Source organism: Streptomyces sp. NPDC002499 (assembly GCF_053595415.1).
Genome location: NZ_JBSFXO010000011.1, coordinates 388817 through 412284 on the forward strand (window position 1 = coordinate 388817; position 23468 = coordinate 412284).

20 protein-coding genes are annotated in these 23468 nt (G+C 71.3%); 17 read left to right on the plus strand and 3 right to left on the minus strand.

From position 1 onward, the window contains the following. Positions 1 to 67: 67 nt before the first annotated feature. Both ACWD5F_RS31315 and ACWD5F_RS31320 read left to right on the plus strand, forming a co-directional pair. Entirely contained in the window at positions 68 to 1015 is a 948-nt protein-coding gene (locus ACWD5F_RS31315) for a beta-ketoacyl-ACP synthase III (protein WP_401728618.1), read from the plus strand. A gap of 139 nt (positions 1016 to 1154) precedes the next feature. After that, positions 1155 to 1829, plus strand: a complete 675-nt coding sequence (locus ACWD5F_RS31320; RefSeq protein ID WP_401728619.1) for a GntR family transcriptional regulator — start codon at positions 1155 to 1157, stop codon at positions 1827 to 1829. Positions 1830 to 1866: 37 nt separating this feature from the next. Here the strand turns inward: ACWD5F_RS31320 and ACWD5F_RS31325 are convergent, their stop codons facing one another. From ACWD5F_RS31325 to ACWD5F_RS31335, 3 genes are read right to left on the minus strand one after another with little or no spacing between them, the layout of a single operon-like run. After that, entirely contained in the window at positions 1867 to 2169 is a 303-nt protein-coding gene (locus ACWD5F_RS31325) for a RyR domain-containing protein (protein ID WP_451259463.1), read from the minus strand. Then, on the minus strand, positions 2166 to 3518 hold the full coding sequence (locus tag ACWD5F_RS31330) for a toll/interleukin-1 receptor domain-containing protein (protein ID WP_451259465.1): 1353 nt from the start codon (positions 3516 to 3518) through the stop codon (positions 2166 to 2168). Before ACWD5F_RS31330 ends, ACWD5F_RS31325 begins: the two co-directional genes overlap by 4 nt. Positions 3519 to 3529: 11 nt before the next feature. Next, entirely contained in the window at positions 3530 to 4021 is a 492-nt protein-coding gene (locus ACWD5F_RS31335; protein WP_451259467.1) for a DUF4231 domain-containing protein, read from the minus strand. A gap of 229 nt (positions 4022 to 4250) precedes the next feature. Here ACWD5F_RS31335 and ACWD5F_RS31340 point away from each other — a divergent pair, with 229 nt between their 5' ends. From ACWD5F_RS31340 to ACWD5F_RS31410, 15 genes are all read left to right on the plus strand, one after another. Further along, the gene (locus ACWD5F_RS31340) at positions 4251 to 5432 is read left to right on the plus strand and encodes an ROK family transcriptional regulator (RefSeq protein ID WP_401728622.1); all 1182 of its coding nucleotides are present in this window, start codon (positions 4251 to 4253) and stop codon (positions 5430 to 5432) included. Positions 5433 to 5593: 161 nt separating this feature from the next. Then, positions 5594 to 7111 carry a sugar ABC transporter ATP-binding protein gene (locus ACWD5F_RS31345; RefSeq protein ID WP_451259469.1) on the plus strand — a complete coding sequence of 506 codons (1518 nt, stop codon included), beginning with the start codon at positions 5594 to 5596 and terminating at the stop codon, positions 7109 to 7111. After that, entirely contained in the window at positions 7108 to 8127 is a 1020-nt protein-coding gene (locus tag ACWD5F_RS31350; RefSeq protein ID WP_451259471.1) for an ABC transporter permease, read from the plus strand. Before ACWD5F_RS31345 ends, ACWD5F_RS31350 begins: the two co-directional genes overlap by 4 nt. A 17-nt stretch (positions 8128 to 8144) precedes the next feature. After that, positions 8145 to 9194, plus strand: a complete 1050-nt coding sequence (locus tag ACWD5F_RS31355) for a substrate-binding domain-containing protein (protein ID WP_124001823.1) — start codon at positions 8145 to 8147, stop codon at positions 9192 to 9194. Positions 9195 to 9253: 59 nt separating this feature from the next. Beyond that, the gene (locus tag ACWD5F_RS31360) at positions 9254 to 10462 is read left to right on the plus strand and encodes a Gfo/Idh/MocA family protein (protein ID WP_451259473.1); all 1209 of its coding nucleotides are present in this window, start codon (positions 9254 to 9256) and stop codon (positions 10460 to 10462) included. A 15-nt stretch (positions 10463 to 10477) separates the two neighbouring features. After that, positions 10478 to 11476 carry a sugar phosphate isomerase/epimerase family protein gene (locus tag ACWD5F_RS31365; RefSeq protein WP_451259475.1) on the plus strand — a complete coding sequence of 333 codons (999 nt, stop codon included), beginning with the start codon at positions 10478 to 10480 and terminating at the stop codon, positions 11474 to 11476. Between the two features lie 100 nt (positions 11477 to 11576). After that, positions 11577 to 14084 (plus strand): PQQ-dependent sugar dehydrogenase, encoded by a 2508-nt coding sequence (locus ACWD5F_RS31370; RefSeq protein WP_451259477.1) that lies wholly within the window; start codon positions 11577 to 11579, stop codon positions 14082 to 14084. Positions 14085 to 14098: 14 nt separating this feature from the next. After that, the gene (locus ACWD5F_RS31375) at positions 14099 to 15463 is read left to right on the plus strand and encodes a ThuA domain-containing protein (protein WP_451259541.1); all 1365 of its coding nucleotides are present in this window, start codon (positions 14099 to 14101) and stop codon (positions 15461 to 15463) included. A gap of 137 nt (positions 15464 to 15600) precedes the next feature. Continuing rightward, entirely contained in the window at positions 15601 to 16830 is a 1230-nt protein-coding gene (locus ACWD5F_RS31380; RefSeq protein ID WP_451259479.1) for an inositol-3-phosphate synthase, read from the plus strand. A gap of 53 nt (positions 16831 to 16883) precedes the next feature. Continuing rightward, positions 16884 to 17882, plus strand: coding sequence for an SCO3242 family prenyltransferase (locus tag ACWD5F_RS31385; protein ID WP_451259543.1), 999 nt, complete (start codon positions 16884 to 16886; stop codon positions 17880 to 17882). A 71-nt stretch (positions 17883 to 17953) separates the two neighbouring features. After that, positions 17954 to 18925: a sugar phosphate isomerase/epimerase family protein gene (locus tag ACWD5F_RS31390; RefSeq protein WP_451259544.1), complete on the plus strand. Its 972-nt coding sequence runs from the start codon at positions 17954 to 17956 to the stop codon at positions 18923 to 18925. A gap of 293 nt (positions 18926 to 19218) precedes the next feature. Beyond that, positions 19219 to 19923 (plus strand): EboA domain-containing protein, encoded by a 705-nt coding sequence (locus tag ACWD5F_RS31395; protein ID WP_451259546.1) that lies wholly within the window; start codon positions 19219 to 19221, stop codon positions 19921 to 19923. After that, entirely contained in the window at positions 19923 to 20783 is an 861-nt protein-coding gene (locus ACWD5F_RS31400; RefSeq protein WP_451259481.1) for a TatD family hydrolase, read from the plus strand. Before ACWD5F_RS31395 ends, ACWD5F_RS31400 begins: the two co-directional genes overlap by 1 nt. Positions 20784 to 20786: 3 nt before the next feature. Then, the gene (gene eboE, locus ACWD5F_RS31405) at positions 20787 to 21956 is read left to right on the plus strand and encodes a metabolite traffic protein EboE (RefSeq protein ID WP_451259483.1); all 1170 of its coding nucleotides are present in this window, start codon (positions 20787 to 20789) and stop codon (positions 21954 to 21956) included. Then, entirely contained in the window at positions 21953 to 23434 is a 1482-nt protein-coding gene (locus ACWD5F_RS31410; protein ID WP_451259485.1) for an alkaline phosphatase family protein, read from the plus strand. The genes eboE and ACWD5F_RS31410 overlap by 4 nt, the downstream gene beginning before the upstream one ends. Positions 23435 to 23468 lie beyond the last annotated feature (34 nt).

Here is a 23468-nt window from a genome sequence, read left to right on the forward strand (position 1 = left end):
ACCGGTGAGTCACTCCCCAGACTGGAGGATCCCGCAACTCAAGGCGACAACGAGGGGGACCACCCAGATGAACGGCACGCGCATCGCCGCCGTCGGTCACTACCAGCCCGCGAAGGTACTCACCAACAAGGAACTCGCGGGCATGGTGGACACCAGCGACGAGTGGATCACGTCCCGGGTGGGCATCCGCACACGACACATCGCCGGTCCCGACGAGCCCGTCGACGAGCTGGCCGCGCACGCCGCCGCCAAGGCGCTCGCCGGCGCCGGGCTCTCGCCCGCCGACATCGACCTCGTCCTGGTCGCCACGTCCACCGCCGTGGACCGCTCGCCCAACATGGCCGCGCGCGTCTCCGCCCGGCTCGGCATCCCCTCGCCGGCCGCGATGGACGTCAACGTCGTGTGCGCGGGATTCACCCACGCCCTGGCCACCGCCGACCACGCGGTCCGCGCGGGTGCCGCGACCAGGGCCCTGGTCATCGGCGCCGACAAGATGTCCGAGGTCACCGACTGGACCGACCGCACCACCTGCGTGCTCGTCGGCGACGGCGCGGGTGCCGCCGTGGTCGAGGCGTGCGGGCCGGGCGAGGAGGCCGCCATCGGGCCGGTGCTGTGGGGCTCGGTGCCCGAGATGGGGCACGCCGTGCGGATCGAGGGCCAGCCCGCCCGGTTCGCGCAGGAGGGGCAGAGCGTCTACCGCTGGGCCACCACCCAGCTGCCCGCGATCGCCCGCAAGGCCTGCGAGAAGGCCGGGCTCGCGCCCGAGGAACTGGCCGGAGTCGTCCTCCACCAGGCCAACCTGCGGATCATCGAACCGCTGGCCGAGAAGATCGGCGCGGTGAACGCCGTAGTCGCCCGGGACGTAGTGGAGTCTGGGAACACCTCGGCGGCCAGCATCCCGCTCGCTTTCTCGAAGCTGGTCGAACAGGGCGCGCTCAGCACCGGCGACCCGGTCCTGCTGTTCGGCTTCGGCGGAAACCTGTCGTATGCCGGTCAGGTCGTCCGCTGCCCCTGACCTGGAAGTTCTCGCTGATGTGACGCAGTCGACGCCCGAACTCCCTGGCCGCTGTGCGCCGTAGACTGTAGACGAAAGACAATTCATACTGGCTTTCCGGCTGCAGTTGCCCCGCGCTGCCCAGGAGGGGGACGGACCGATGTTGTCGACAGGACTGCCGCAAGGCGCGGTGCCCAAGCTCGAACGGCCCGGCCCCTTGCGCGACCGCGTCTACGAGGCGCTCCTCGAACTGATCACCACGCGCGCGCTCCAGCCCGGCCAGCACCTGGTCGAGAGCGAACTCGCCGGGCATCTCGGCGTCTCGCGGCAGCCGGTGCGGGAGGCGCTGCAGCGGCTGAACACCGAGGGCTGGGTCGATCTGCGGCCCGCCCAGGGCGCGTTCGTGCACGAGCCGACGGAGGAGGAGGCCGACCAACTCCTCACCGTCCGCACCCTGTTGGAGGCCGAGGCCGCCCGCCTCGCCGCCGCCAACGCGGGCAGCACCGGCATCAAGGTCCTCGAAGAACTGTGCGCCGAGGGCGAGAAGGCCGTCGCCGCGGACGACGTGGACGGCGCCGTCGCGATGAACGCCCGCTTCCACGCGAAGGTGATGGAACTGGCCGGCAACACGGTCCTCGCCGAACTGGCCGCCCAGGTCGACCGCCGGGTCCGCTGGTACTACACCCCGATCGCCCGCCAGCGCGGCCACGAGTCGTGGATCGAACACCGGGCGCTGATCGCGGCGATCTCGGCGCGCGACGAACAGCGGGCGACGGCACTGATGCGGGAGCACACGGAGCACACTCGGCGGTCGTATCACGCGCGGAGCAAGTGAGCGGGGCGGGGACAGGCCGCCGCCGGATTCAGGCGGTTCAGGTGTTCGGCGGGGTGATCCGGTAACCGAGGCCCAGGACCACCTTGATGGTCTCCAGGGCGAGTTCCCGGTCGTACTCCTTCTCGGACTCCGGCAGCTCCGCGTAGGGGATCAGCAAAGGGTGCGTCCGCTTGACGTCGTCGCGCTTTCGGCCGTACCGCCAGTGTTCGGCGAGACGGCGCAGACCCCAGCGGGCATGTGTGTTCTCCGCCAACAGCTCGACCAGGCCCAGCAGTTCAGGACCGAGCCGCACGGCGCTCGTGTCGATGGGCGTGGGCTGCCACGCGCCCGGTTCGGTCATGCCTCTGCTCCTGAAACGGGGTCCTCGGCGGGGCGGTCGGTGAAGTGGGTGTCCATGTCGCCGACGATCCGGCTCACCCGCTCCGCCTCCGTCAAGTCGGCTATGTCCGTGCCCTGTTCGGGAATCGTCTCTCCGGAACTGCCGTCGAGGAAGTAGGGGATGATCGTCAGCCGCCCCGCGTCGCTCAGCTTGCGCGCGGTGACCAACTCGCGTCTGCACCAGTCGCTCCGCCAGTACGCCTCGCTCACGAGCGGCACGAACACCTGGCTGGCGGTGAGCTGTTCCTCCAGCCGCACCTGCCAGTTCGAGCCCTTCGGGATCGTGTTGTTGTAGACGTAGTGGAAGAAGTCGAAGTTGTGCAGCTTGAGCACCCGGCCCACCTCCCGCGAGAGCGCGTTGTCCGGTCCGGCGGTGCTCAGGAAGATCCGGCCGTGGGCACGCCCGGTGCTCCGGATGTACCCGATCCCCTCGTCCATGGTGCGGAACTGGTGCCTCGGCAGGTCGAACCGGGCCAGCTGGCGCTCGAGTTCGGCGGCGAGTCGCGCAGGATCCCGCCACCACAGGACGGGATCGTAGGGCTGGGTCGCGTCGCGCAGCACCTCGCCCACGACCATCTCGGGAACGCGCCGGTCACTCCGGTCGGCGGCCTCGTGGTGGACGAGGTTGAGCGTGGGGATGAAGCGGCCGAACAGCAGCGGGTAGAGCCACTTGGGCAGGCGGCTGGCGGCCACGTCGATCATCACGAAGTCGAAGCGGTCCAACTGGAAGGCGATGCCGCCCGGGTCCCGGAAGTCGAGGTCCACCTTGCTGACGGCGTACCCGAAGCGTTGCAGGGCCTGGGTGAGCAGCGGCATCGCCCTGCGGTAGGCGGGTGAGTCGGGCAGCGCGAGACCGACCTCGCCGATCAACTGGTCGCCGGCGGCCGAGTACCCCTGCGCCTGCAGCAGCAGCTTGCGCACCGGTCCCTCGAAGCCGCCGTACGTGTCCAGGTCGTCGCGGTCGAACACGAAGCGTTCGGTCGCGTCCGGGAAGAGGTGCGCCGGGACCCCCTTCTCCGCGAACACCAGCCGCGGCTTGCGCGCCCGCACCGCAAGCCCGTACTCGTAGACGATGAACGGCGAGCACTTGTAAGTGTGTTGCTGGCGGCGCAGGGTCACCACGGCGACGAAGCAGGCACTGCGCCGCATCACCATCTCCAGATGGCATGTCGACAGCGGGCCGGACTGGGGGTCGACGGTGAACCCGAAACGGTGCGCGTCGAAGGTCCGCCAGAAGAACTCGTTCACATCCCGGTCCGCACGCCGGTAGCTGTGGCTGAAGTACGTAGGGATCCGTCGTGCCGCGTTCATGAACCCGTCCGTCACTTCCCCTGGGACTCGGTCCGCGCGCTCGCGAGCTGCACCCAGGTGCCCATCTCCCGCTGCTCGATCCGGGTCACGCCGGCGGCGAGCACCTGGTCGCGGGTGGCGGGGTCGTCGTACGGCTCGGCGCCCGTGCGGTAGAGCCTGCGTTCTGCCTCGACGGCCTCGCGGGCCTCGCTGAAGCGCAGGTAGTCGTCCTGCCAGTGGAAGACGGCGCGCAGGCCGGTGATCACCACCACGACACCGCCGAGGACGGCGGGGACCTGAGCGTTCGAGGGGGCGATGACGGCGGAGACCGGGATCGCCGCGGAGAGCAGGAGTTGCAGAGCCTCGGTGAGCCGGAAGTAGCGGCGGGCCTTGATCGCCGCCGAGCGGTACCAGTCGTACGAGCCGTTCGCCACCTTCATCGCGTAACCGGGCTCGGTGTCGACGACGGTTCCGGCGTCGGCCTCGCCGGTGCCGATCCGTCCTGGCGATGGTTCCTGAGTCATTCGCGCTCCCCCCAAGCACTCCTGCACCGCAGCCAAAGGGTAGCCAACAACGGCCCTTTTCAACCCTCTTGGGGCCGGGAGACGTCCGACTTCCCTTTGTCCTCTCAGTGGAGAAAGTCGTAGCTAATTCGTGCACAGCTTCTTCCCAGGTTCGGCGCCCGCTGCTACGTTCCCCTCGAAAGCCCGAACAGAGGCGGCCGATTGAGGCGGGGAGGGGCCAGTGAGACGCATGACGGCACGACCCGCCAACGCCCATCAGGCCAGGCTCCTCAAGCTGTTGCGTGACGGAGGTCCCAACTCCCGTGCGCAGCTGGGCGATCAGATCGATCTGTCACGGTCGAAGCTGGCCGTGGAGGTGGACCGGCTGCTGGAGACGGGCCTGATCGTGGCCGACGGACTCGCCGCCTCGCGCGGTGGCCGGCGGTCCCACAACATCCGGTTGGCCCCGAACCTGCGGTTCCTCGGCGTGGACATCGGCGCGACCTCGGTCGACGTCGCCGTCACCAACGCCGAACTGGAGGTGCTGGGCCATCTCAACCAGCCCATGGACGTGCGCGAGGGCCCGGTCGCGGTCTTCGAGCAAGTCCTGTCCATGGCCGCGAAGTTGAGGGCCTCGGGGCTCGCGGAAGGGTTCGACGGCGCCGGTATCGGCGTCCCCGGACCGGTCCGCTTCCCCGAGGGCGTCCCGGTGGCGCCGCCGATCATGCCGGGCTGGGACGGCTTCCCGGTACGGGAGGCGCTCAGTCAGGAACTCGGCTGTCCGGTCATGGTCGACAACGACGTGAACCTGATGGCCATGGGGGAGCAGCACGCGGGCGTGGCCCGTTCCGTGGGCGACTTCCTCTGCGTCAAGATCGGTACCGGCATCGGCTGCGGCATCGTCGCCGGCGGTGAGGTCCACCGCGGGGTGACGGGCAGCGCGGGCGACATCGGGCACATCCAGGCCGTGCCCGACGGACGTCCGTGCGCCTGCGGCAACCGGGGCTGTCTCGAAGCCCACTTCAGCGGCGCGGCCCTGGCCAGGGACGCGCTGGAGGCGGCCCAGCAGGGGCGGTCGGTGGAGCTCGCGACCCGGCTGGAGGCGACCGGCACCCTGACCGCCGTGGACGTCGCCGCCGCGGCCGCCGCGGGTGACGCCACCTCCCTCGACCTGATCCGCGAGGGCGGCAACCGCACCGGCGAGGTCATCGCCAGCCTCGTCTCCTTCTTCAACCCCGGCCTGGTGGTGATCGGCGGCGGGGTGACCGGCCTCGGCCACACCCTGCTCGCCGCGATCCGCACCCAGGTCTACCGCCAGTCACTCCCGCTGGCGACCGGCAACCTGCCCATCGTCCTAGGTGAGTTGGGCCCCACCGCCGGAGTCATCGGCGCGGCCCGACTGATCAGCGACCACCTGTTCTCACCCGCGTAGACACGTTCCGCACCGCGTGGACGCGCGGTCCGCAACGGCCCACCCGTACAGCGCCCTGCTTCGCCCTGCCCAGAAGCTTCGCCCCGCGTGGACTCTCCTCCCCGCGCCGAATCTTCGCCCTGCCCTGAAACCGGCCCGCACGCCAGCCAAGGGGAACACCGATGGCACCAGAACCACCGCTGCTCAGCATGTCCGGCATCACCAAGTCGTTCCCCGGAGTCCGGGCCCTCGACGGCGTCGACCTCGACGTCCAGGCCGGCGAGGTGCACTGTCTGCTCGGCCAGAACGGGGCCGGCAAGTCCACGCTCATCAAGGTCCTGTCCGGCGCCCACCAGCCCGACACGGGCACCATCCACTGGCGCGGCGAGCCGGTCACCCTGCGCTCGCCGATCGCCGCCATGCGCCTCGGCATCGCCACCATCTACCAGGAACTCGACCTGGTGGAGCACCTGTCGGTGGCCGAGAACGTCCACCTGGGCCATGAACCCACGGCGGCCGGTTTCGTCGTACGGGGGAAGGCCGCCAAGGCGTCAACTGCCGCCCTGCTGAAGCGACTTGGGCATCCGGAGATCGACCCGGCGCGGCTCGTCGGGGCGTTGTCCGCCGCCCAGCAGCAGATCGTCTCCATGGCCCGCGCGCTCTCCCACGACGTACGCCTCATCGTGATGGACGAGCCGTCCGCCGCCCTCGACCCGGACGAGGTCGACAACCTCTTCCGGATCGTCGGCGACCTGACGGCCGACGGGGTCGCCGTCGTCTACATCTCGCACCGCCTGGAGGAGATCCGCCGGATCGGCGACCGCGTGACCGTGCTGAAGGACGGGCGCGCGGTGGCGGTCGGACTGCCCGCCGAGTCGACGCCGACGCGCGAGGTGGTCGCCCTGATGACCGGCCGCAACGTCGAGTACGTCTTCCCCGAGCGGCCCACGGCACAGCCGCAGGGCACACCCGTCCTGGAGGTCCAAGGACTGGCCAGGGAGGGCGAGTTCGAGTCGCTCGACCTCAGCATCCAGCCCGGCGAGATCGTCGGACTGGCCGGACTCGTCGGCTCGGGGCGGTCGGAGATCCTGGAGACGATCTACGGCGCCCGCAAGCCCACCGCCGGTCAAGTCCGCGTCGAAGGACGGGCGTTGCGGCCCGGCAGTGTGCGCGCCGCGGTCCGGGCCGGGCTCGGGCTCGCCCCCGAGGAGCGCAAGGCACAGGCCCTGCTGATGCTGGAGTCCGTCACCCGCAATGTCTCGGTCTCCTCCATGTCCCGCTTCTCGCGGGCCGGTTGGATCGACCGGGGAGCCGAGACGGGCGCGGCCCGCGCCGCCACGCGCGAACTGTCGCTGCGGCCCGACAACCCGTCCGTCCCGATCCGCACCCTGTCCGGCGGCAACCAGCAGAAGGCCGTCCTGGCCCGCTGGCTGCTGCGCGGCTGCCGGGTGCTGCTCCTCGACGAACCGACCCGGGGCGTCGACGTCGGCGCCCGCGCCGAGCTGTACGCGGTGATCCGCCGGCTCGCCGACGAGGGCCTCGCCGTGCTCCTGGTCTCCAGCGAGGTGCCCGAGGTGCTCGGCCTCGCCGACCGCGTACTGGTGCTCCGCGAGGGCCGCGTCGTCCACACGGCGCCCGCCCGGGAGCTGGACGAACACCGCGTACTCGACCTGGTCATGGAAGGAAGCCCGGCGTCATGACGCAGCATGCCTCCCCACCGCGGGACAACACCGACAAGGTGCCGACGGTCGGCCAACCCCCTGTGTGGCGGGGCGTGTTCGCCCACGCCGACGTCCGCACCCTGTCCCTCCTCGGCGTGTTGGCCGTACTGGTCCTGATCGGCGGGATCACCAAGCCCGACGAGTTCCTGGACACCCGCAACCTCCAACTCGTCCTCACCCAGGCCTCGGTGATCGGCGTCGTCACCGTCGGCATGACCTTCGTCATCACCTCCGGCGGCATCGACCTGTCGGTCGGCGCGATCGTCGCCCTGTCCTCGGTGTGGGCGACGACGCTGGCCACGCAGGACTACGGCTTCGCCGGCGTCCTGTTCACCGCGGTGCTCGTCGGCGTCGGCTGCGGCCTGGTCAACGGACTACTCATCGCGTACGGCGGGATGGTCCCGTTCATCGCCACCCTCGCCATGCTGGCCTCGGCGCGCGGACTCGCGCTGCAGATCACCGACGGCAAGACGCAGATCGTCACCATCAACAGCATCCTCGACCTCGGCGAACGCGACGCCTACGTGCTCGGCATCCCGCCGCTGGTCATGGTCTTCGCCGTCGTCACGATCATCGGCTGGCTGATCCTCAACCGCACCACCTTCGGCCGCCGCACGGTCGCCGTCGGCGGCAACTCGGAGGCCGCCCGCCTGGCCGGCATCGACGTCCGCCGCCAACGCCTCTACCTGTACCTGCTGTCCGGACTGTGCTGCGGCATCGCCGCGTTCCTGCTGATCATCCTGTCCGGCTCAGGCCAGAACACCAACGGCAACCTCTACGAACTCGACGCCATCGCCGCCGCGATCATCGGCGGCACCCTGCTCAGCGGCGGCCGGGGCACCATCACCGGCTCCGTGCTCGGCGTCCTGATCTTCACCACGATCACCAACATCTTCGCCCTGAACAACCTGCAGAGCGACGTCCAGCAGATCGCCAAGGGCGCGATCATCGTCGCCGCCGTGCTGGTCCAGCGCCGTACCGCGAGCACGACCTGAGGAAAGGGTTCACCGCCATGCCAGAGCCGACGCCTTTCACGAGCCGCAGAGGACTCCTCTTCGGGGCCGCCGCCGTATCCACCGGTGCCCTCCTCGTGGGCTGCACGAGCAACGACCCCAAGGACGAGGCAGCCGCCTCCGACAACCAGCCGGCCGCCTCCGACACCCCCGGCAAGCACGTCACCATCGGCTTCGCCGGACCGCAGGCCGACCACGGCTGGCTCAACGCGATCAACGACAACGCCAAGAGCCGCGCGAAGAAGTACTCGGACGTCTCCCTGGAGATCACCGAGGGCTCCAACGACACCGCCCAGCAGATCGGGCAGATCGAGACCCTCATCAACAAGAAGGTCGACGTCCTGGTGGTGCTGCCCGCCGACGGCAAGGCGCTCACCCAGGTCGGGCTGAAGGCGATGCGCGCGGGCATCCCGGTCGTCAACCTCGACCGCATCTTCAACTCCCCGCAGGCGTACCGCTGCTGGATCGGCGGCGACAACTACGGCATGGGCCTCAACGCCGGCACCTACATCGGCGAACAGCTCAAGGACACCAAGAACGCCCGGGTCATCGAACTCGCCGGGCTCGACAACCTGGAGCTGACCAAGCAGCGCACCCAGGGCTTCGACGACGCCCTGAAGAACTACCCCAACGTCAAGAAGGTGGCCCGCCAGGCCGCCGAGTTCACGGTCGAGTCGGGCCAGGCCAAGATGGCCCAACTTCTGCAGGCGCAGCCCAAGTTCGACGCTCTGTGGAACCACGACGACGACCAGGGCGTGGGCGCGCTGCGCGCCATCGAGCAGGCCGGACGCGACGACTTCCTGATGGTCGGCGGCGCGGGCGCGCTCTCCGCGTTCCAGGCGATCAAGCAGGACAACGGCGTGCTCAAGGCGACGGTCCTGTACCCGCCGACGATGGCCTCCTCCGCGATCGACCTGGCCCGCGCGCTCGGCCAGGGCAAGGGCATCGGCGGTCTCTCCGAGTTCGAGATCCCGGCCTCGCTGACCCTCTACTCCGCCGTCGTCGACAAGGACAACGTCGACCAGTACATGTCCACCGGCTTCCGCTGACCGTGCCGGCCCCGCACCCCCCACGGCGCATTCACCACGAGGACGAGGAGGACATCCCTATGGGACAGCCGCAGCAGTCGGACGGGTCACCGGGAGAACAGCCGCCGCTACGGGTCGGCATGGTCGGCTACGCCTTCATGGGTGCCGCCCACTCCCAGGGCTGGCGCACCGTGGGCCGGGTCTTCGACCTGCCGCGCCGCCCGGTCCTGGCCGCCATCTGCGGGCGCGACGCCGCCGCCGTACGGGCGGCGGCGGACCGGCACGGCTGGGCGGCGGCCGAGACCGACTGGCGGGCGCTGGTCGCGCGGGACGACATCGACCTGGTCGACATCTGCACGCCGGGCGACAGCCACGCCGAGATCGCCCTCGCGGCCCTCGCCGCCGGCAAGCACGTGCTGTGCGAGAAGCCCCTCGCGAACACCGTCGAGGAGGCCGAGTCGATGACGGCGGCGGCCGAAGCGGCCTACCAGCGCGGGCAGTTGGCGATGGTCGGCTTCAACTACCGCCGGGTGCCCGCCACCGCGCTCGCCCGGAACATGGTGGCCGAGGGCCGGATCGGCGCCCTGCGGCACGTGCGGGTGACGTACCTTCAGGACTGGCTGGTAGATCCCGAGTTCCCGCTCACCTGGCGGCTGCGCCGGGAGACGGCGGGCTCCGGCTCCCTCGGCGACCTGGGCGCGCACATCATCGACCTCGCCCAGTACCTCGCGGGCGAGCCGCTGGCCGGGGTCTCCGCCCTGACCGAGACCTTCGTACGCCAACGACCGCTGCCCGGCGGTCCCACGAGCGGCCTGTCCGCCGTGTCGACCGCGGGCACCGGCACGGTCACCGTCGACGACGCCGCCCTGTTCACCGGCCGCTTCGCCTCCGGCGCCCTCGCCTCCTTCGAGGCCACCCGCTACGCGACCGGCCGCAAGAACGCCCTGCGCATCGAACTCAACGGCGCGGACGGCTCGTTGGCCTTCGACCTGGAACGCCTCAACGAACTCTCGTACCACGACGGTACGGAGCCCGGGGCGCACGCCGGCTTCCGCCGCATCCTCGTCACCGAACCCGACCACCCCTACCTGGACGCCTGGTGGCCGCCGGGCCACGGCCTCGGCTACGAGCACACCTTCGTCCACCAGGCCCGCGACCTCGTCCACGCGATCTCGGAGGGACGCCAGCCCAGGCCCTCCTTCGCCGACGGGCTCCAGGTGCAGCGGGTGCTGGCGGCGGTCGAGGAGAGCGCCGAGAAGAACGCCGTCTTCACGCCCATCGCCGTCTGAGGAGGATTGAGAGAGATGCCGCGTCAGTTCACGCTCTTCACCGGTCAGTGGGCCGATCTTCCCCTGGAGGAGGTCTGCCGCCTCGCCCGCGACTTCGGCTACGACGGGCTCGAACTCGCCTGCTGGGGCGACCACTTCGAGGTCGACAAGGCGCTCGCCGACTCGACGTACATCGAGTCCAGGAAGCAACTCCTCGACAAGTACGGCCTCAAGTGCTGGGCCATCTCCAACCACCTGACCGGCCAGGCCGTCTGCGACGCCATCATCGACGAACGCCACCAGGGCATCCTGCCCGCCGAGGTGTGGGGCGACGGCGACCCGGAGGGCGTACGGCAACGCGCTGCGGAGCGGATCAAGGACACCGCGCGCGCCGCGGCGGCCTTCGGCGTCGACACCGTCATCGGCTTCACCGGCTCCGCCATCTGGCACCTGGTCGCCATGTTCCCGCCCGCCCCCGAGGCGATGATCGAGCGCGGCTACGAGGACTTCGCCGAGCGCTGGAACCCGATCCTCGACGTCTTCGACGCGGAGGGCGTGCGCTTCGCCCACGAGGTCCACCCCAGCGAGATCGCCTACGACTACTGGACAACCCACCGCGCGTTGGAGGCGGTTGGCGGGCGCCCCGCCTTCGGCCTCAACTTCGACCCCTCCCACTTCGTCTGGCAGGACCTCGACCCCGTCGGCTTCCTGTGGGACTTCCGCGACCGGATCTACCACGTCGACTGCAAGGAGGCCCGCAAGCGCCTCGACGGACGCAACGGCCGGCTCGGCTCCCACCTGCCGTGGGGCGACCCGCGCCGCGGCTGGGACTTCGTCTCCGCGGGCCACGGCGACGTGCCCTGGGAGGACGTCTTCCGGATGCTGCGCTCCATCGACTACAAGGGCCCCATCTCGGTCGAGTGGGAGGACGCCGGCATGGACCGGCTCCAGGGCGCACCCGAGGCCCTGACCCGCCTCAAGGCCTTCGACTTCGAGCCGCCGACGGCGTCCTTCGACGCGGCGTTCGGCAACTGACCCCTACCCCCCACCCCCCACCGCTCAGCTCTCCGGGATGACGGCGCATCCCGGCGTACCCGCACCCGCCCGTACAACCAGCCCCACTCTGGAGGCATTCGTGCACGGGAACGACCGCACCACCAGCACCGACAGAATCGAGACCCACAGACGACGCCCGTCCTTCCGCAAGGCGGTGGCCCTCTTCAGCGGGGCACTCCTGGCGGGCGCCACCCTCACCCTCACCGCCCCGCAGGCCGGCGCAGCCGTCGCCGACCCGGGAGCCGCCCCGGCTGTCGCCGCCGAGGACTTCCAGCAGGTCACCCTCGCCAAGGGCGAGCCCGAGGTCGGCGAGCCCATGTCGCTCGCCGTCCTCCCGGACCGCTCGGTCCTGCACACCTCGCGCGACGGCGAGTTGAGGCTGACCGACGCGGCCGGCAACACGCGGCTGGTCGGCAAGCTCGACGTCTACTCCCACGACGAGGAGGGCCTCCAAGGCGTCGGCGTGGACCCGGACTTCGCCACCAACCGGGCCATCTACCTCTACTATGCGCCCCCGTTGAACACCCCGGCGGGCGACGCCCCCGAGACGGGCACCGCGGCCGACTTCGCGCCCTTCGACGGCGTCAACCGCCTCTCCCGCTTCGTCCTGAACGCGGACGGCACCCTCGACAACGCCAGCGAAAAGAAGGTCCTCGACGTCCCGGCCTCGCGCGGCCTGTGCTGCCACGTCGGCGGCGACATCGACTTCGACGCGGCGGGCAACCTGTACCTGTCGACGGGCGACGACACCAACCCCTTCCAGTCGGACGGCTACAGCCCCCTCGACGAGCGCGCCGACCGGAACCCCGCCTTCGACGCCCAGCGTTCGGCCGGCAACACCAACGACCTGCGCGGCAAGATCCTGCGCGTCAAGGTCGCCGCCGACGGCTCGTACACGGTCCCCGAAGGCAACCTCTTCGCTCCCGGCACGGACAAGACGAAGCCCGAGATCTACGCGATGGGCTTCCGCAACCCGTTCCGCTTCAGCGTCGACAAGAAGACCGGCATCCTCTACGTCGGCGAGTACGGCCCCGACGCGGGCGCCGCCGACCCGGCGCGCGGTCCGGCCGGACAGGTCGAGTTCGCCCGTGTCACCGGCCCCGGCAACTTCGGCTGGCCGTACTGCACCGGCGCCAACGACGCCTACGTGGACTACGACTTCGCGACCAAGACGTCCGGCGCGTCCTTCGACTGCGCGGCCCCGAAGAACAACTCCCCGCACAACACCGGGCTCACCGACCTTCCCCCGGCGCAGCCCGCCTGGATCCCCTACAACGGCCCGTCCGTACCGGAGTTGGGCGACGGATCCGAGTCCCCGATGGGCGGCCCGGTCTACCACTACGACGCCACGCTCGACTCGCCGGTCAAGTTCCCCGAGGCGTACGACGGGAACTTCTTCGCGGGTGAGTTCGGCCGGCGCTGGATCAAGCGGATCGTGAGCGACGGCAGCGGCAGCGTGCAGTCGATCAACGCCTTCCCGTGGACCGGCACCCAGGTGATGGACATGGCCTTCGGTCCGGACGGCGCGCTGTACGTCCTCGACTACGGCACCGCGTGGTTCGGCGGCGACGAGAACTCCGGTCTCTACCGGATCGAGAACGCGACCGACGGCCACTCCCCGGTGGCACAGGCCGCAGCCGACCGCACGTCCGGACAGGCCCCGTTGAAGGTCAAATTCTCCTCCGAGGGCAGCAGTGACCAGGACGGCGACGCGCTCACGTACAGCTGGGACTTCGGCGACGGCGGCACGTCGACGGCGGCGAACCCGACGCACAAGTACAAGAAGAACGGCACCTACACCGCGACCCTGACCGCCAAGGACGCCTCGGGCCGTACCGGCGGCGCCAGCGTGCAGGTCGTCGTCGGCAACACCGCGCCCACCGTGGTCCTCGAACTGCCCAAGGACGGACAGCTGTTCAGCTTCGGTGACGCGATCCCGTTCAAGGTGAAGGTCACCGATCCCGAGGACCGCAGGACCATCGACTGCGCCAAGGTCAAGGTCACCTTCGTCCTCGGCCACGACACCCACGGCCACCCGCAGACCTCGGCCACCGGCTGCACCGGCACCATCCAGACCAGCGCCGACGGCGGCCACGACGAGGACGCCAACATCTTCGGTGTGCTGAACGCCGAGTACACCGACAACGGAGGCGGCGGCCAGGCCCCGCTCACCTCGCACGACCAGAGCGTCCTGGAGCCCAGGCACCGCCAGGCCGAGCACTTCAACAGCAACTCCGGCATCTCCGTCATCACCAAGGACACCGCGCACGGCGGAAAGACCGTCGGCGACATCGACAACGGCGACTGGATCTCCTTCACGCCGTACGTCCTGAACAACGCCAAGTCCGTGACGGCACGCGTCTCTTCGGGCGGCGCGGGCGGCACGTTGGAGATCAGGTCGGGCTCCGCGAAGGGCACGCTGCTCGGCAAGGCGACCGTCCCGGTGACCGGCGGCTGGGAGACCTTCCAGGACGTCACCGCGAACCTGTCCCGCGCACCCAAGGGCACGACGACGCTCTACCTGGTCTTCAAGGGCGGCACGGGCGCGCTGTTCGACGTGGACGACTTCACCTTCACGACGAGTTGAGGGGAGGCGACATGATGCGCTCAACGAGCCGACTGGCGACCGCAGTCGTGGGCGCCGCCCTGCTCCTCGGCTGCGTCTCGGGCCCGGCCTCCTCGCACCCCGGGGACGGGGGGCACGGCGGTGCCGACGGGAAGCGGGTGCTGGTCTTCTCCAAGACGGCCGGCTTCCGGCACGACTCCATCCCGGAGGGCATCGAGGCGGTACGGCAACTCGGCGCGAGCGGCGGCTTCACCGTCGACGCGACCGAGGACGCGGGCAAGTTCACCGACCGCAACCTGCGGCGGTACGACGCGGTCGTCTTCCTCTCCACCACCGGTGACGTCCTCGACGCGGCCCAACAGCGGGCGTTCGAGGGCTACATCAGGCACGGCGGCGGCTATGTCGGCGTCCATGCCGCCGCCGACACCGAGTACGACTGGGCGTTCTACGGCGGCCTCGCCGGCGCCTACTTCCAGTCGCACCCGGCGATCCAGCCCGCGACCGTGGACGTCGAGGATCGCGGTCACCCGGCGACCGCGGGCCTTGCCGACACCTGGACCCGCACCGACGAGTGGTACAACTACCGCTCGAATCCCCGGGATCGGGCCCATGTCCTGGCCTCGCTCGACGAGTCGTCGTACACCGGCGGCACGATGAACGGCGATCACCCGATCGCCTGGTGCCAGAATTACCAGGGCGGCCGCGCCTTCTACACCGGCGCGGGTCACACCAAGGAGTCCTACGCCGAACCCGCCTTCCGCACCCACCTGTTGGGCGGGATCCGCTGGGCCGTCGGTGACGCCCAGGCCGACTGCCGCGCGGAGAACGGGTATCGCCCGCTCTTCGACGGCACGGCCGCGTCGCTGGCGGACTGGCAGCAGGCGGGACCGGGCTCCTTCACCCTCTCCGACGACGGCACGCTGACGTCGTCGGGCGGGATGGGCCTGCTCTGGTACGCGACGTCGGGCTTCACCTCGTACTCCCTGAAGCTCGACTGGAAGATGGCCGGCGCCTCGGGCGACGACAACTCCGGTGTGTTCGTGGGCTTCCCGCCCTCGGACGACCCGTGGTCGGCCGTGGACAAGGGCTACGAGATCCAGATCGACGCCACCGACGTGCCCGAGAAGACCACGGGTTCCGTCTACGGCTTCCGCTCCGCCGACCTCAAGAAGCGCGACCGCGCGCTGAATCCGCCGGGGGAGTGGAACACGTACGAGATCCGCGTGGAGGGTGAACGACTCCGCGTCTATCTCAACGGCGTTCAGATCAACGATTTCCGCAACACCGACCCGGCCCGGAGCCTGCGCGACGGACACCTCGGCATCCAGAACCACGGAGCCGACGACCAGGTGTCCTTCCGCGACATCCGGCTCAAGGAACTGCCCGCCAAGGGCAATTGAGCGGCGGTGGGCGGGAGACGCCGGACTCTCGCCCACCGTCTTCCGGCCGGCCCTCTTTCAGGGGTCATCCGGCCGCCCCGCCCTGGGGTGCGCGCACGAGGCGTTCGATGCCGACGCGTTCGACAAGGAGGCTGCCCATGTCCGCGTCCGTTTCCGTTTCCGACTCCGTCTCCTCACCACGCGTCGGCGTCTGGCTGATCGGGGCCCGCGGCTCCGTGGCCACCACGGTCGTCGCGGGCTGCGCCGCCATGACCGCGGGACTGCACCCACCGACGGGGCTGGTCACCGAGACCCCCGCCTTCGCGGAGAGCGGCCTGCCACCCCTCACTTCCCTCGTCTTCGGCGGCCACGACACGGTGGACTGCCCCCTCCCCAAACGCGCCGAGGCCCTCGCGGCCGGCGGTGTCCTCCCACCCGGCCTCCCCACGGCGGTCGCGGCCGAACTGGCCGCCGCGGACCGGGAGATCAGGCCGGGCGGCCCGGCCCCGGGCGACACCCGCACCGAACAGGAACTGATCGAGGCCTTCGCGGCGGACATCACCGACTTCGTACGACGGTCCGGCCTGGCCCGCGCGGTGGTGGTGAACGTCGCCTCGACCGAACCCCCGGCCCAGGGACGCGCGCTCCCGCCCAGCTCCCTGTACGCGGCGGCGGCCCTGCGTGCCGGCTGCCCGTACGTCAACTTCACCCCGTCGACGGGCCTGCACCACCCGGAGCTGGCGGATGCGGCCGCATCGAGCGGGCTGCCGTACGCGGGCCGCGACGGCAAGACCGGCCAGACACTGCTCCGTTCCGTGCTCGGCCCGATGTTCACCCAGCGCGCCCTCGCGGTCCGCGCCTGGTCCGGCGCCAACCTCCTCGGCGGCGGCGACGGCGCCGCCCTCGCGGATCCGGCCGCGGCGGCAGCCAAGAACGCCGGCAAGGAACGCGTCCTCGCCGACACCCTCGGCACGACCCCCGAGGGCGAGGTCCACATCGACGACGTCCCGGCGCTCGGCGACTGGAAGACCGCCTGGGACCACATCGCCTTCGACGGCTTCCTCGGCACCCGCATGATCCTCCAGACCATCTGGCAGGGCTGCGACTCGGCGTTGGCCGCTCCACTGGTCCTGGACCTGGCCCGCCTGACGGCACGGGCCCAGGAGACGGGCCTGTCCGGCCCGCTCGGCGAACTCGGCTTCTTCTTCAAGGACCCGGTGGGGGAGGGGCCCGCGGGGTTGGGGGAGCAGTACGAGGTGTTGATGGGGTTCGCGGGGCGGTTGAGGGGGGCCGAGGGGGCTGCGGGGGGTGGCGGTGGGCGAGCTCAGGATGTCGATGGGCGCGAGAAGGGATCGTCCGGGGCAGGCCGTTCGGGGGAGCTGTGGTGACCGGGGGTCCCGCGCTGACGGACGGATCCACAACTAGGGGCGCGAAGAGGCCGATCGAAACGTCGACTTCAGCACGTGGCAACGCGGACCGCCGCCCGAGCCGTCGCCTCGCCTGGGCCGAACTCCTGCGCCTCCCCGCCCTGTTCACCGTCCCCGGCGACGCCCTCGCCGGCGCCGCGGCGACCGCCACCGCCCCCAACTCCCGCACCCTGCTGGCCATCGGCTCCTCCCTCTGCCTCTACGAGGCCGGCATGGCCCTCAACGACTGGGCGGATCGCGAGGAGGACGCCGCCGAACGCCCCCACCGCCCCCTCCCATCAGGCCGCATCCACCCGGCCGCCGCCCTGTCGACGGCCTGCGTCCTCACCGGCGCCGGGCTGGCCCTCGCCGCCCGCGCCGGCCGCCCGGCCCTCGCGGTCGCCGTACCTCTGGTAGCCACGGTCTGGGCGTACGACCTCACCCTCAAGCACACCGCCGCGGGCCCCCCGGCCATGGCCGCCGCACGCAGCCTCGACCTCCTCCTCGGCGCCGCCGCGACAGCGGGCCGCATCCACGACGCGCTCCCCTCCGCGGCCCTGCTCGGCACCCACACCCTCGCGGTGACGACGGTGTCCCGCCGGGAGACGACGGGCGGTTCCCCCGTACCGCCGCTGGCGGCCCTGGCCACCACGGCCCTCTTGACCCGACTGCTCACGCAGCATCCCCTGGCAGGTCTCCGGGAAGCAGCCACCCACGACTTGCCGGACACGGGCACGGGAACGGCCACGGCTCCGCCCGCCCGAACCGTCGACCACCCTTCCCGTTCCGTCACGGGCACCCTGCGGCTGGCCCTGGCCGCCGGTTACGCCGCCACCGCCGGTCGCCGCTACTTCCACGCCGCCCTCAATCCATCACCCCCGCTCGTCCAACGAGCCGTCGGCGGCGGCATCCGCGCCACCATCCCTCTCCAGGCGGCCCTCACCGCCCGCTCCGGCGCCGGCACTTCGGCCCTGCTCATCGCGGCTCTCGCCCCACTCGGCAGAAGGTTCGCGAGGAAGGTGAGCGTCACGTGACCCCCCACACGACCCCTGCGACGCGGCACCCGGACGGCCCGGCGACCACCGCCCCCACCGCTTCAACCTCCGTGCCTCCCACCGACACCCCCTTCCGCTTCGGGTACGGCACCAACGGCCTGGCCGACCTCCGCCTCGACGACGCCCTCTCCCTCCTCGCCGACCTCGGTTACGACGGCGTCGGACTGACCCTCGACCACATGCACCTGGACCCGCTGGCGCCCGACCTCGCCGCCCGCACCCAGCGCCTCGCCGGCCGCCTGCACGCGCTCGGTCTGGACGTCACCGTCGAGACCGGGGCCCGGTACGTGCTGGACCCGCGCCGCAAACACGGCCCGTCGCTCCTCGACCCGGACCCGGACGACCGCGCCCGACGCGTCGACCTGCTGATCCGCGCGGTCCAGGTCGCCGCAGACCTCGGTGCACACGCCGTGCACTGCTTCAGCGGCGTCACCCCGGACGGCACCGACCCCGACACCGCGTGGAAGCGCCTGGCCGAGGCGCTCACGCCCGTCCTGAAGGCCGCCGCCGACGCCGGCGTCCCCCTCGCCGTCGAGCCCGAACCAGGCCACCTCCTCGGCTCACTCGCCGACTTCCACCGGCTCCGCCACACCCTCGGCGACCCGGAGCACCTCGGTCTGACCCTCGACATCGGCCACTGCCAGTGCCTCGAACCCCTCTCTCCCGCCGACTGCGTACGTGCCGCCGCCCCCTGGCTGCGGCACGTCCAGATCGAGGACATGCGCCGCGGCGTCCACGAACACCTCCCCTTCGGAGACGGCGAGATCGACTTCCCGCCCGTCCTCGCGGCCCTCGCCGCGACCGGCTACCAGGGCCTGACGGTCGTCGAACTGCCCCGCCACTCCCACGCGGGCCCCTACTTCGCCGAACACTCCCTCCCGTTCCTCCGCCGCGCGGCGACCCAGGCAGCGGCGCTGCGTGAGCGGCAGTCCGGCTCCGCGCTCGCCGTCGACACCGGTCCCGACCCCGCCCCACCACCCGGCGATCCCTCCGCCACCCCCGAAGGGAGCAGCACCTCATGAGGCAGCCGACGAGCGGACCCATGAGGCCACCCGTGGAAAACCCCACGACGGGCCCCACCCCGCACCCCCACTCCGCACCGGAGACCCCGGCCGCAGACGTCACGACCTCCGACCCGACGACCCTCGACCCGACGACCCCCGACCCGACAACGCCCGCCGCTACGACCCCCGCCTCCACGACCCTCGACCCGACGCCCGCCGCCTCCACAACGCCCGCCTCCACGTCCTCCGCCCCGACGACCCCCGACCCCAGCACCCTCGCCCCCACCACCCCCGATCTCCCGGCCACCGACATGACAACCCCAGACCTCACGGGCGCCCCCCTCGCCCGCACCCCACCAGCCGACCTGCACCGCCTCCTCACCGCCCGCCTCGGCGGAGCCGCCCGTGCCTGGCTGGACCAGGCCCTCGAAGAGGCCGCCACTCATCCCGGCATCCACGGCCCCATCTCCGTCTGGGAGTTGCGCCTGGCCGAGGCCGGACGACGATGCGGCCCGGAGCACGCCGATGTCGCCCGCGTGCTGATCCTGCACGCCGCCCGCGCCGGCACGGACGCCGTCACCCGCGTCTACTTCCAGGGCACCGCCGCCGAACGCCGCGCCGTCCTGCACGCGTTGCCCCATCTCGTGGCCGGCCCCGACGCCCTGCCGCTCGTCGAGGACGCCCTGCGGACCAACGACACCCGGCTCGTCGCCGCAGCCGTCGGCCCGTACGCCGCCCGGCACCTCGCCCCCCACCACTGGCGCCACGCCGTCCTGAAGTGCCTGTTCACCGGTGTGTCCGTGGACGAGATCGCCGACCTGGACCGCCGCGCACGCGACGACGCCGAACTCGCCCGCATGCTCGCCGACTACGCCGCCGAACGCACCGCCGCGGGCCGTCCCGTGCCCGAAGACCTGTACCGCGTCCTGACCTTGACCGACCCCACGGCCACCCCACCCGCGCCCGCCGCCGAACGCGACCCCGGCCCGCGCGGAACCGACGGCGAGGAGTCCTGATGCGCATCTTCGACCCCCACATCCACATGACCTCCCGGACCACCGACGACTACGAGGCCATGCACGCCGCAGGCGTCCGCGCCGTCGTCGAACCCTCCTTCTGGCTCGGCCAGCCCCGCACCTCACCCGCCTCCTTCTTCGACTACTTCGACTCCCTCCTGGGCTGGGAGCCCTTCCGCGCCGCGCAGTACGGCATCGCCCACCACTGCACGCTCGCCCTCAACCCCAAGGAGGCGAACGACCCGCGCTGCGCGCCCGTCCTCGACGAACTGCCCCGCTATCTCGTCAAGGACCAGGTCGTCGCCGTCGGCGAGATCGGCTACGACTCGATGACCCCCGCTGAGGACAGCGCCCTCGCCGCCCAGCTCCAACTCGCCGCCGACCACGGGCTGCCCGCGCTCGTCCACACCCCGCACCGCGACAAGCTCGCCGGCCTGCGCCGCACCCTCGACGTGGTGCGCGAGTCCGCGCTGGCCCCGGGCCTCGTCCTCGTCGACCACCTCAACGAGACGACCGTCAAGGAGGCCAAGGACAGCGGATGTTGGCTCGGTTTCTCCGTCTATCCCGACACCAAGATGGACGAGGAACGGATGATCGCGATCCTGCGCGAGTACGGGCCCGAGCAGGTCCTGGTGAACTCCGCCGCCGACTGGGGAAAGAGCGACCCGCTGAAGACCCGCGGGGTCGGCGACCTGATGTTGGCCGAGGGCTTCTCGGACGACGACGTCGACCGGGTGCTGTGGCGCAACCCCGTCGCCTTCTACGGACTCAGCGGCCGGCTGGACCTGGATCTGGACCTGGACGTCACGGCCACGGGCGCCACGCATGAGGGCAACTCCATCCTCCGCGGCGGAGCGTGAGCCATGCGCTTCCGCCACCCCGACGGCTCGACCGTCCACCTCGCCTACTGCACCAACGTCCACCCGGCCGAGACCCTGGACGGCGTCCTCGCCCAGCTCCGCGACCACTGCGAGCCCGTCCGCCGCCGCCTGGGCCGCGACCGCCTCGGCATCGGCCTCTGGCTCGCGAAGGACGCCGCCCACGCCCTCGTCACCGACCCCTCCGCCCTGCGCGGCCTGCGTACCGAACTCGACCGACGCGGCCTCGAAGTCGTCACCCTCAACGGCTTCCCCTACGAGGGCTTCGGCGCCGAAGAGGTCAAGTACCGCGTCTACAAGCCGGACTGGGCCGACCCCGAGCGCCTGGAGCACACCACCGCCCTGGCCCGCGTCCTCGCCGGACTCCTGCCCGACGACGTCACCGAGGGCACCATCTCGACCCTGCCGCTCGCCTGGCGCTCCGTCTATGACCTGAGCCGCGCCGAGAAGGCCCGTACCGCCCTCCGCACTCTCGCCGAACGCCTCGACGCCCTGGCCGAGTTGACCGGCCGCTCCATCCGCGTCGGCCTGGAACCCGAACCGGGCTGTGTCGTCGAGACCACCGGCGACGCGATCGCCCCGCTGACCGCGATCGCCCACGACCGCATCGGCATCTGCGTCGACACCTGCCACCTCGCCACCTCCTTCGAAGATCCGCACACCGCCCTGGACGCGCTCACCGAAGCCGGCGTCCCCGTCGTCAAGTCCCAGCTGTCGGCGGCCCTGCACGCCGAACACCCCCACCTCTCCGAGGTCCGTACCGCCCTCGCCGCCTTCGACGAGCCCCGCTTCCTGCACCAGACCCGCACCGCCTCGGCCGCCGGCCTGCGCGGCACCGACGACCTCGGCGCGGCGCTCCGGTCCGACGCCCTGCCCGACGCGACCCCTTGGCGCGCCCACTTCCACGTCCCGCTGCACGCGGCCCCCGCCGCGCCCCTCACCTCCACGCTCCCCGTACTCCAGGCAGCCCTGACCCGGCTGGTCGGCGGCCCGCATCCGCTCACCCGCCATCTGGAGGTCGAGACCTACACCTGGCAGGCCCTCCCGCCCGAGCTGCGCCCGCGCGGCCGAGCCCAGCTCGCCGACGGCATCGCCGCCGAACTCACCCTCGCCCGCGACCTGTTGACCGACCTCGGCCTGAAGGAACTCCCATGAGCGACCGACCGGCCGAACCACATGCCACCGGGGACTCCGTCCCCCCGGTCACCGCGGACCGTGCCTCGCACACCACCCCGCTCCCCGTCCCGCACAGGGAGTCGCGCCCCACCCCCCTCCTCGTCCTCGACGTCGTAGGCCTCACCCCCCGTCTCCTCGACCACATGCCCCACCTCAAGACGCTCGCCCAGTCCGGCTCCCGCGCCGCCCTCGGCACCGTCCTGCCCGCCGTCACCTGCGCCGCCCAGTCCACCTTCCTGACCGGCACCCACCCGTCCGAGCACGGCATCGTCGGCAACGGCTGGTACTTCCGCGAACTCGGCGACGTACTCCTGTGGCGCCAGCACAACGGCCTCGTCGCCGGCGACAGACTCTGGGACGCCGCCCGCCGCGCGCACCCCGGCTACACCGTCGCCAACATCTGCTGGTGGTACGCCATGGGCGCCGGCACCGACTTCACCGTCACCCCCCGTCCCGTCTACTACGCCGACGGCCGCAAGGAACCCGACTGCTACACCCGGCCCCCGGCCCTGCACGACGAACTCACCGAGAAACTCGGCACCTTCCCCCTCTTCCACTTCTGGGGACCCGGCGCGGACCTGGTCTCCAGCCAATGGATCATCGACGCGACCCGCCACATCCTGCGCACCCGCCATCCCGACCTGGCGCTCTGCTACCTCCCTCACCTCGACTACGACCTGCAGCGCTTCGGTCCCGACGACCCGCGCTCCCTGAAAGCGGCCGCGGACCTGGACGCCGCCGTGGCCCCGCTCCTGGACGACGCCCGCGCCGAGGGCCGTACCGTCGTCGCGCTGTCCGAGTACGGCATCACCCGCGTGGACCGCCCCGTCGACATCAACCGGGCCCTGCGCCGCGCAGGACTCCTCGAAGTGCACACGCAGGACGGCATGGAGTACCTCGACCCGATGGCCTCCCGTGCCTTCGCGGTCGCCGACCACCAGATCGCCCACGTCTACGTGCGCCGCCCCGAGGACCTCGACGCCACCCGGGCAGCCCTGGCCGACCTGCCCGGCATCGAGCAACTCCTGGACGACGAGGGCAAGAAGACCCACCACCTCGACCACCCGCGCTCCGGTGAGCTCGTCGCCGTCGCGGAGCCGGACGCCTGGTTCACGTACTACTACTGGCTCGACGACGCCCGCGCGCCCGACTTCGCGCAGCTCGTCGAGATCCACCGCAAACCCGGTTACGACCCGGTCGAGTTGTTCATGGATCCGCTCGACCCCTACGTCAAGGTCAAAGCGGCGACGGCACTGGCCCGCAAGAAACTCGGCATGCGCTATCGCATGGCGGTCGTGCCGTTGGACCCGTCACCTATTCGCGGCAGCCACGGCCGCCTTCCGGCGAGCGACGACGACGGTCCGCTCCTCATCTGCTCCACCCCCCGTGCTGTCGGCGACCGCCTCGCGGCCACCGATGTGAAGTCACTGCTGCTCCAACTCGCCGGTCTCACCTGACCGACCGGCCCCATCGACCCGTCCGATCGCTGTG

Bases quoted from the DNA above. Each gene is read 5' to 3' on its own strand.
- ACWD5F_RS31315 (WP_401728618.1), top strand. From the start codon at position 68: ATGAACGGCACGCGCATCGCCGCCGTCGGTCACTACCAGCCCGCGAAG.
- ACWD5F_RS31320 (WP_401728619.1), top strand. From the start codon at position 1,155: ATGTTGTCGACAGGACTGCCGCAAGGCGCGGTGCCCAAGCTCGAACGG.
- ACWD5F_RS31325 (WP_451259463.1), bottom strand. From the start codon at position 2,169: ATGACCGAACCGGGCGCGTGGCAGCCCACGCCCATCGACACGAGCGCC.
- ACWD5F_RS31330 (WP_451259465.1), bottom strand. From the start codon at position 3,518: ATGAACGCGGCACGACGGATCCCTACGTACTTCAGCCACAGCTACCGG.
- ACWD5F_RS31335 (WP_451259467.1), bottom strand. From the start codon at position 4,021: ATGACTCAGGAACCATCGCCAGGACGGATCGGCACCGGCGAGGCCGAC.
- ACWD5F_RS31340 (WP_401728622.1), top strand. From the start codon at position 4,251: ATGACGGCACGACCCGCCAACGCCCATCAGGCCAGGCTCCTCAAGCTG.
- ACWD5F_RS31345 (WP_451259469.1), top strand. From the start codon at position 5,594: ATGGCACCAGAACCACCGCTGCTCAGCATGTCCGGCATCACCAAGTCG.
- ACWD5F_RS31350 (WP_451259471.1), top strand. From the start codon at position 7,108: ATGACGCAGCATGCCTCCCCACCGCGGGACAACACCGACAAGGTGCCG.
- ACWD5F_RS31355 (WP_124001823.1), top strand. From the start codon at position 8,145: ATGCCAGAGCCGACGCCTTTCACGAGCCGCAGAGGACTCCTCTTCGGG.
- ACWD5F_RS31360 (WP_451259473.1), top strand. From the start codon at position 9,254: ATGGGACAGCCGCAGCAGTCGGACGGGTCACCGGGAGAACAGCCGCCG.
- ACWD5F_RS31365 (WP_451259475.1), top strand. From the start codon at position 10,478: ATGCCGCGTCAGTTCACGCTCTTCACCGGTCAGTGGGCCGATCTTCCC.
- ACWD5F_RS31375 (WP_451259541.1), top strand. From the start codon at position 14,099: ATGCGCTCAACGAGCCGACTGGCGACCGCAGTCGTGGGCGCCGCCCTG.
- ACWD5F_RS31380 (WP_451259479.1), top strand. From the start codon at position 15,601: ATGTCCGCGTCCGTTTCCGTTTCCGACTCCGTCTCCTCACCACGCGTC.
- ACWD5F_RS31395 (WP_451259546.1), top strand. From the start codon at position 19,219: ATGACAACCCCAGACCTCACGGGCGCCCCCCTCGCCCGCACCCCACCA.
- ACWD5F_RS31400 (WP_451259481.1), top strand. From the start codon at position 19,923: ATGCGCATCTTCGACCCCCACATCCACATGACCTCCCGGACCACCGAC.
- eboE (WP_451259483.1), top strand. From the start codon at position 20,787: ATGCGCTTCCGCCACCCCGACGGCTCGACCGTCCACCTCGCCTACTGC.
- ACWD5F_RS31410 (WP_451259485.1), top strand. From the start codon at position 21,953: ATGAGCGACCGACCGGCCGAACCACATGCCACCGGGGACTCCGTCCCC.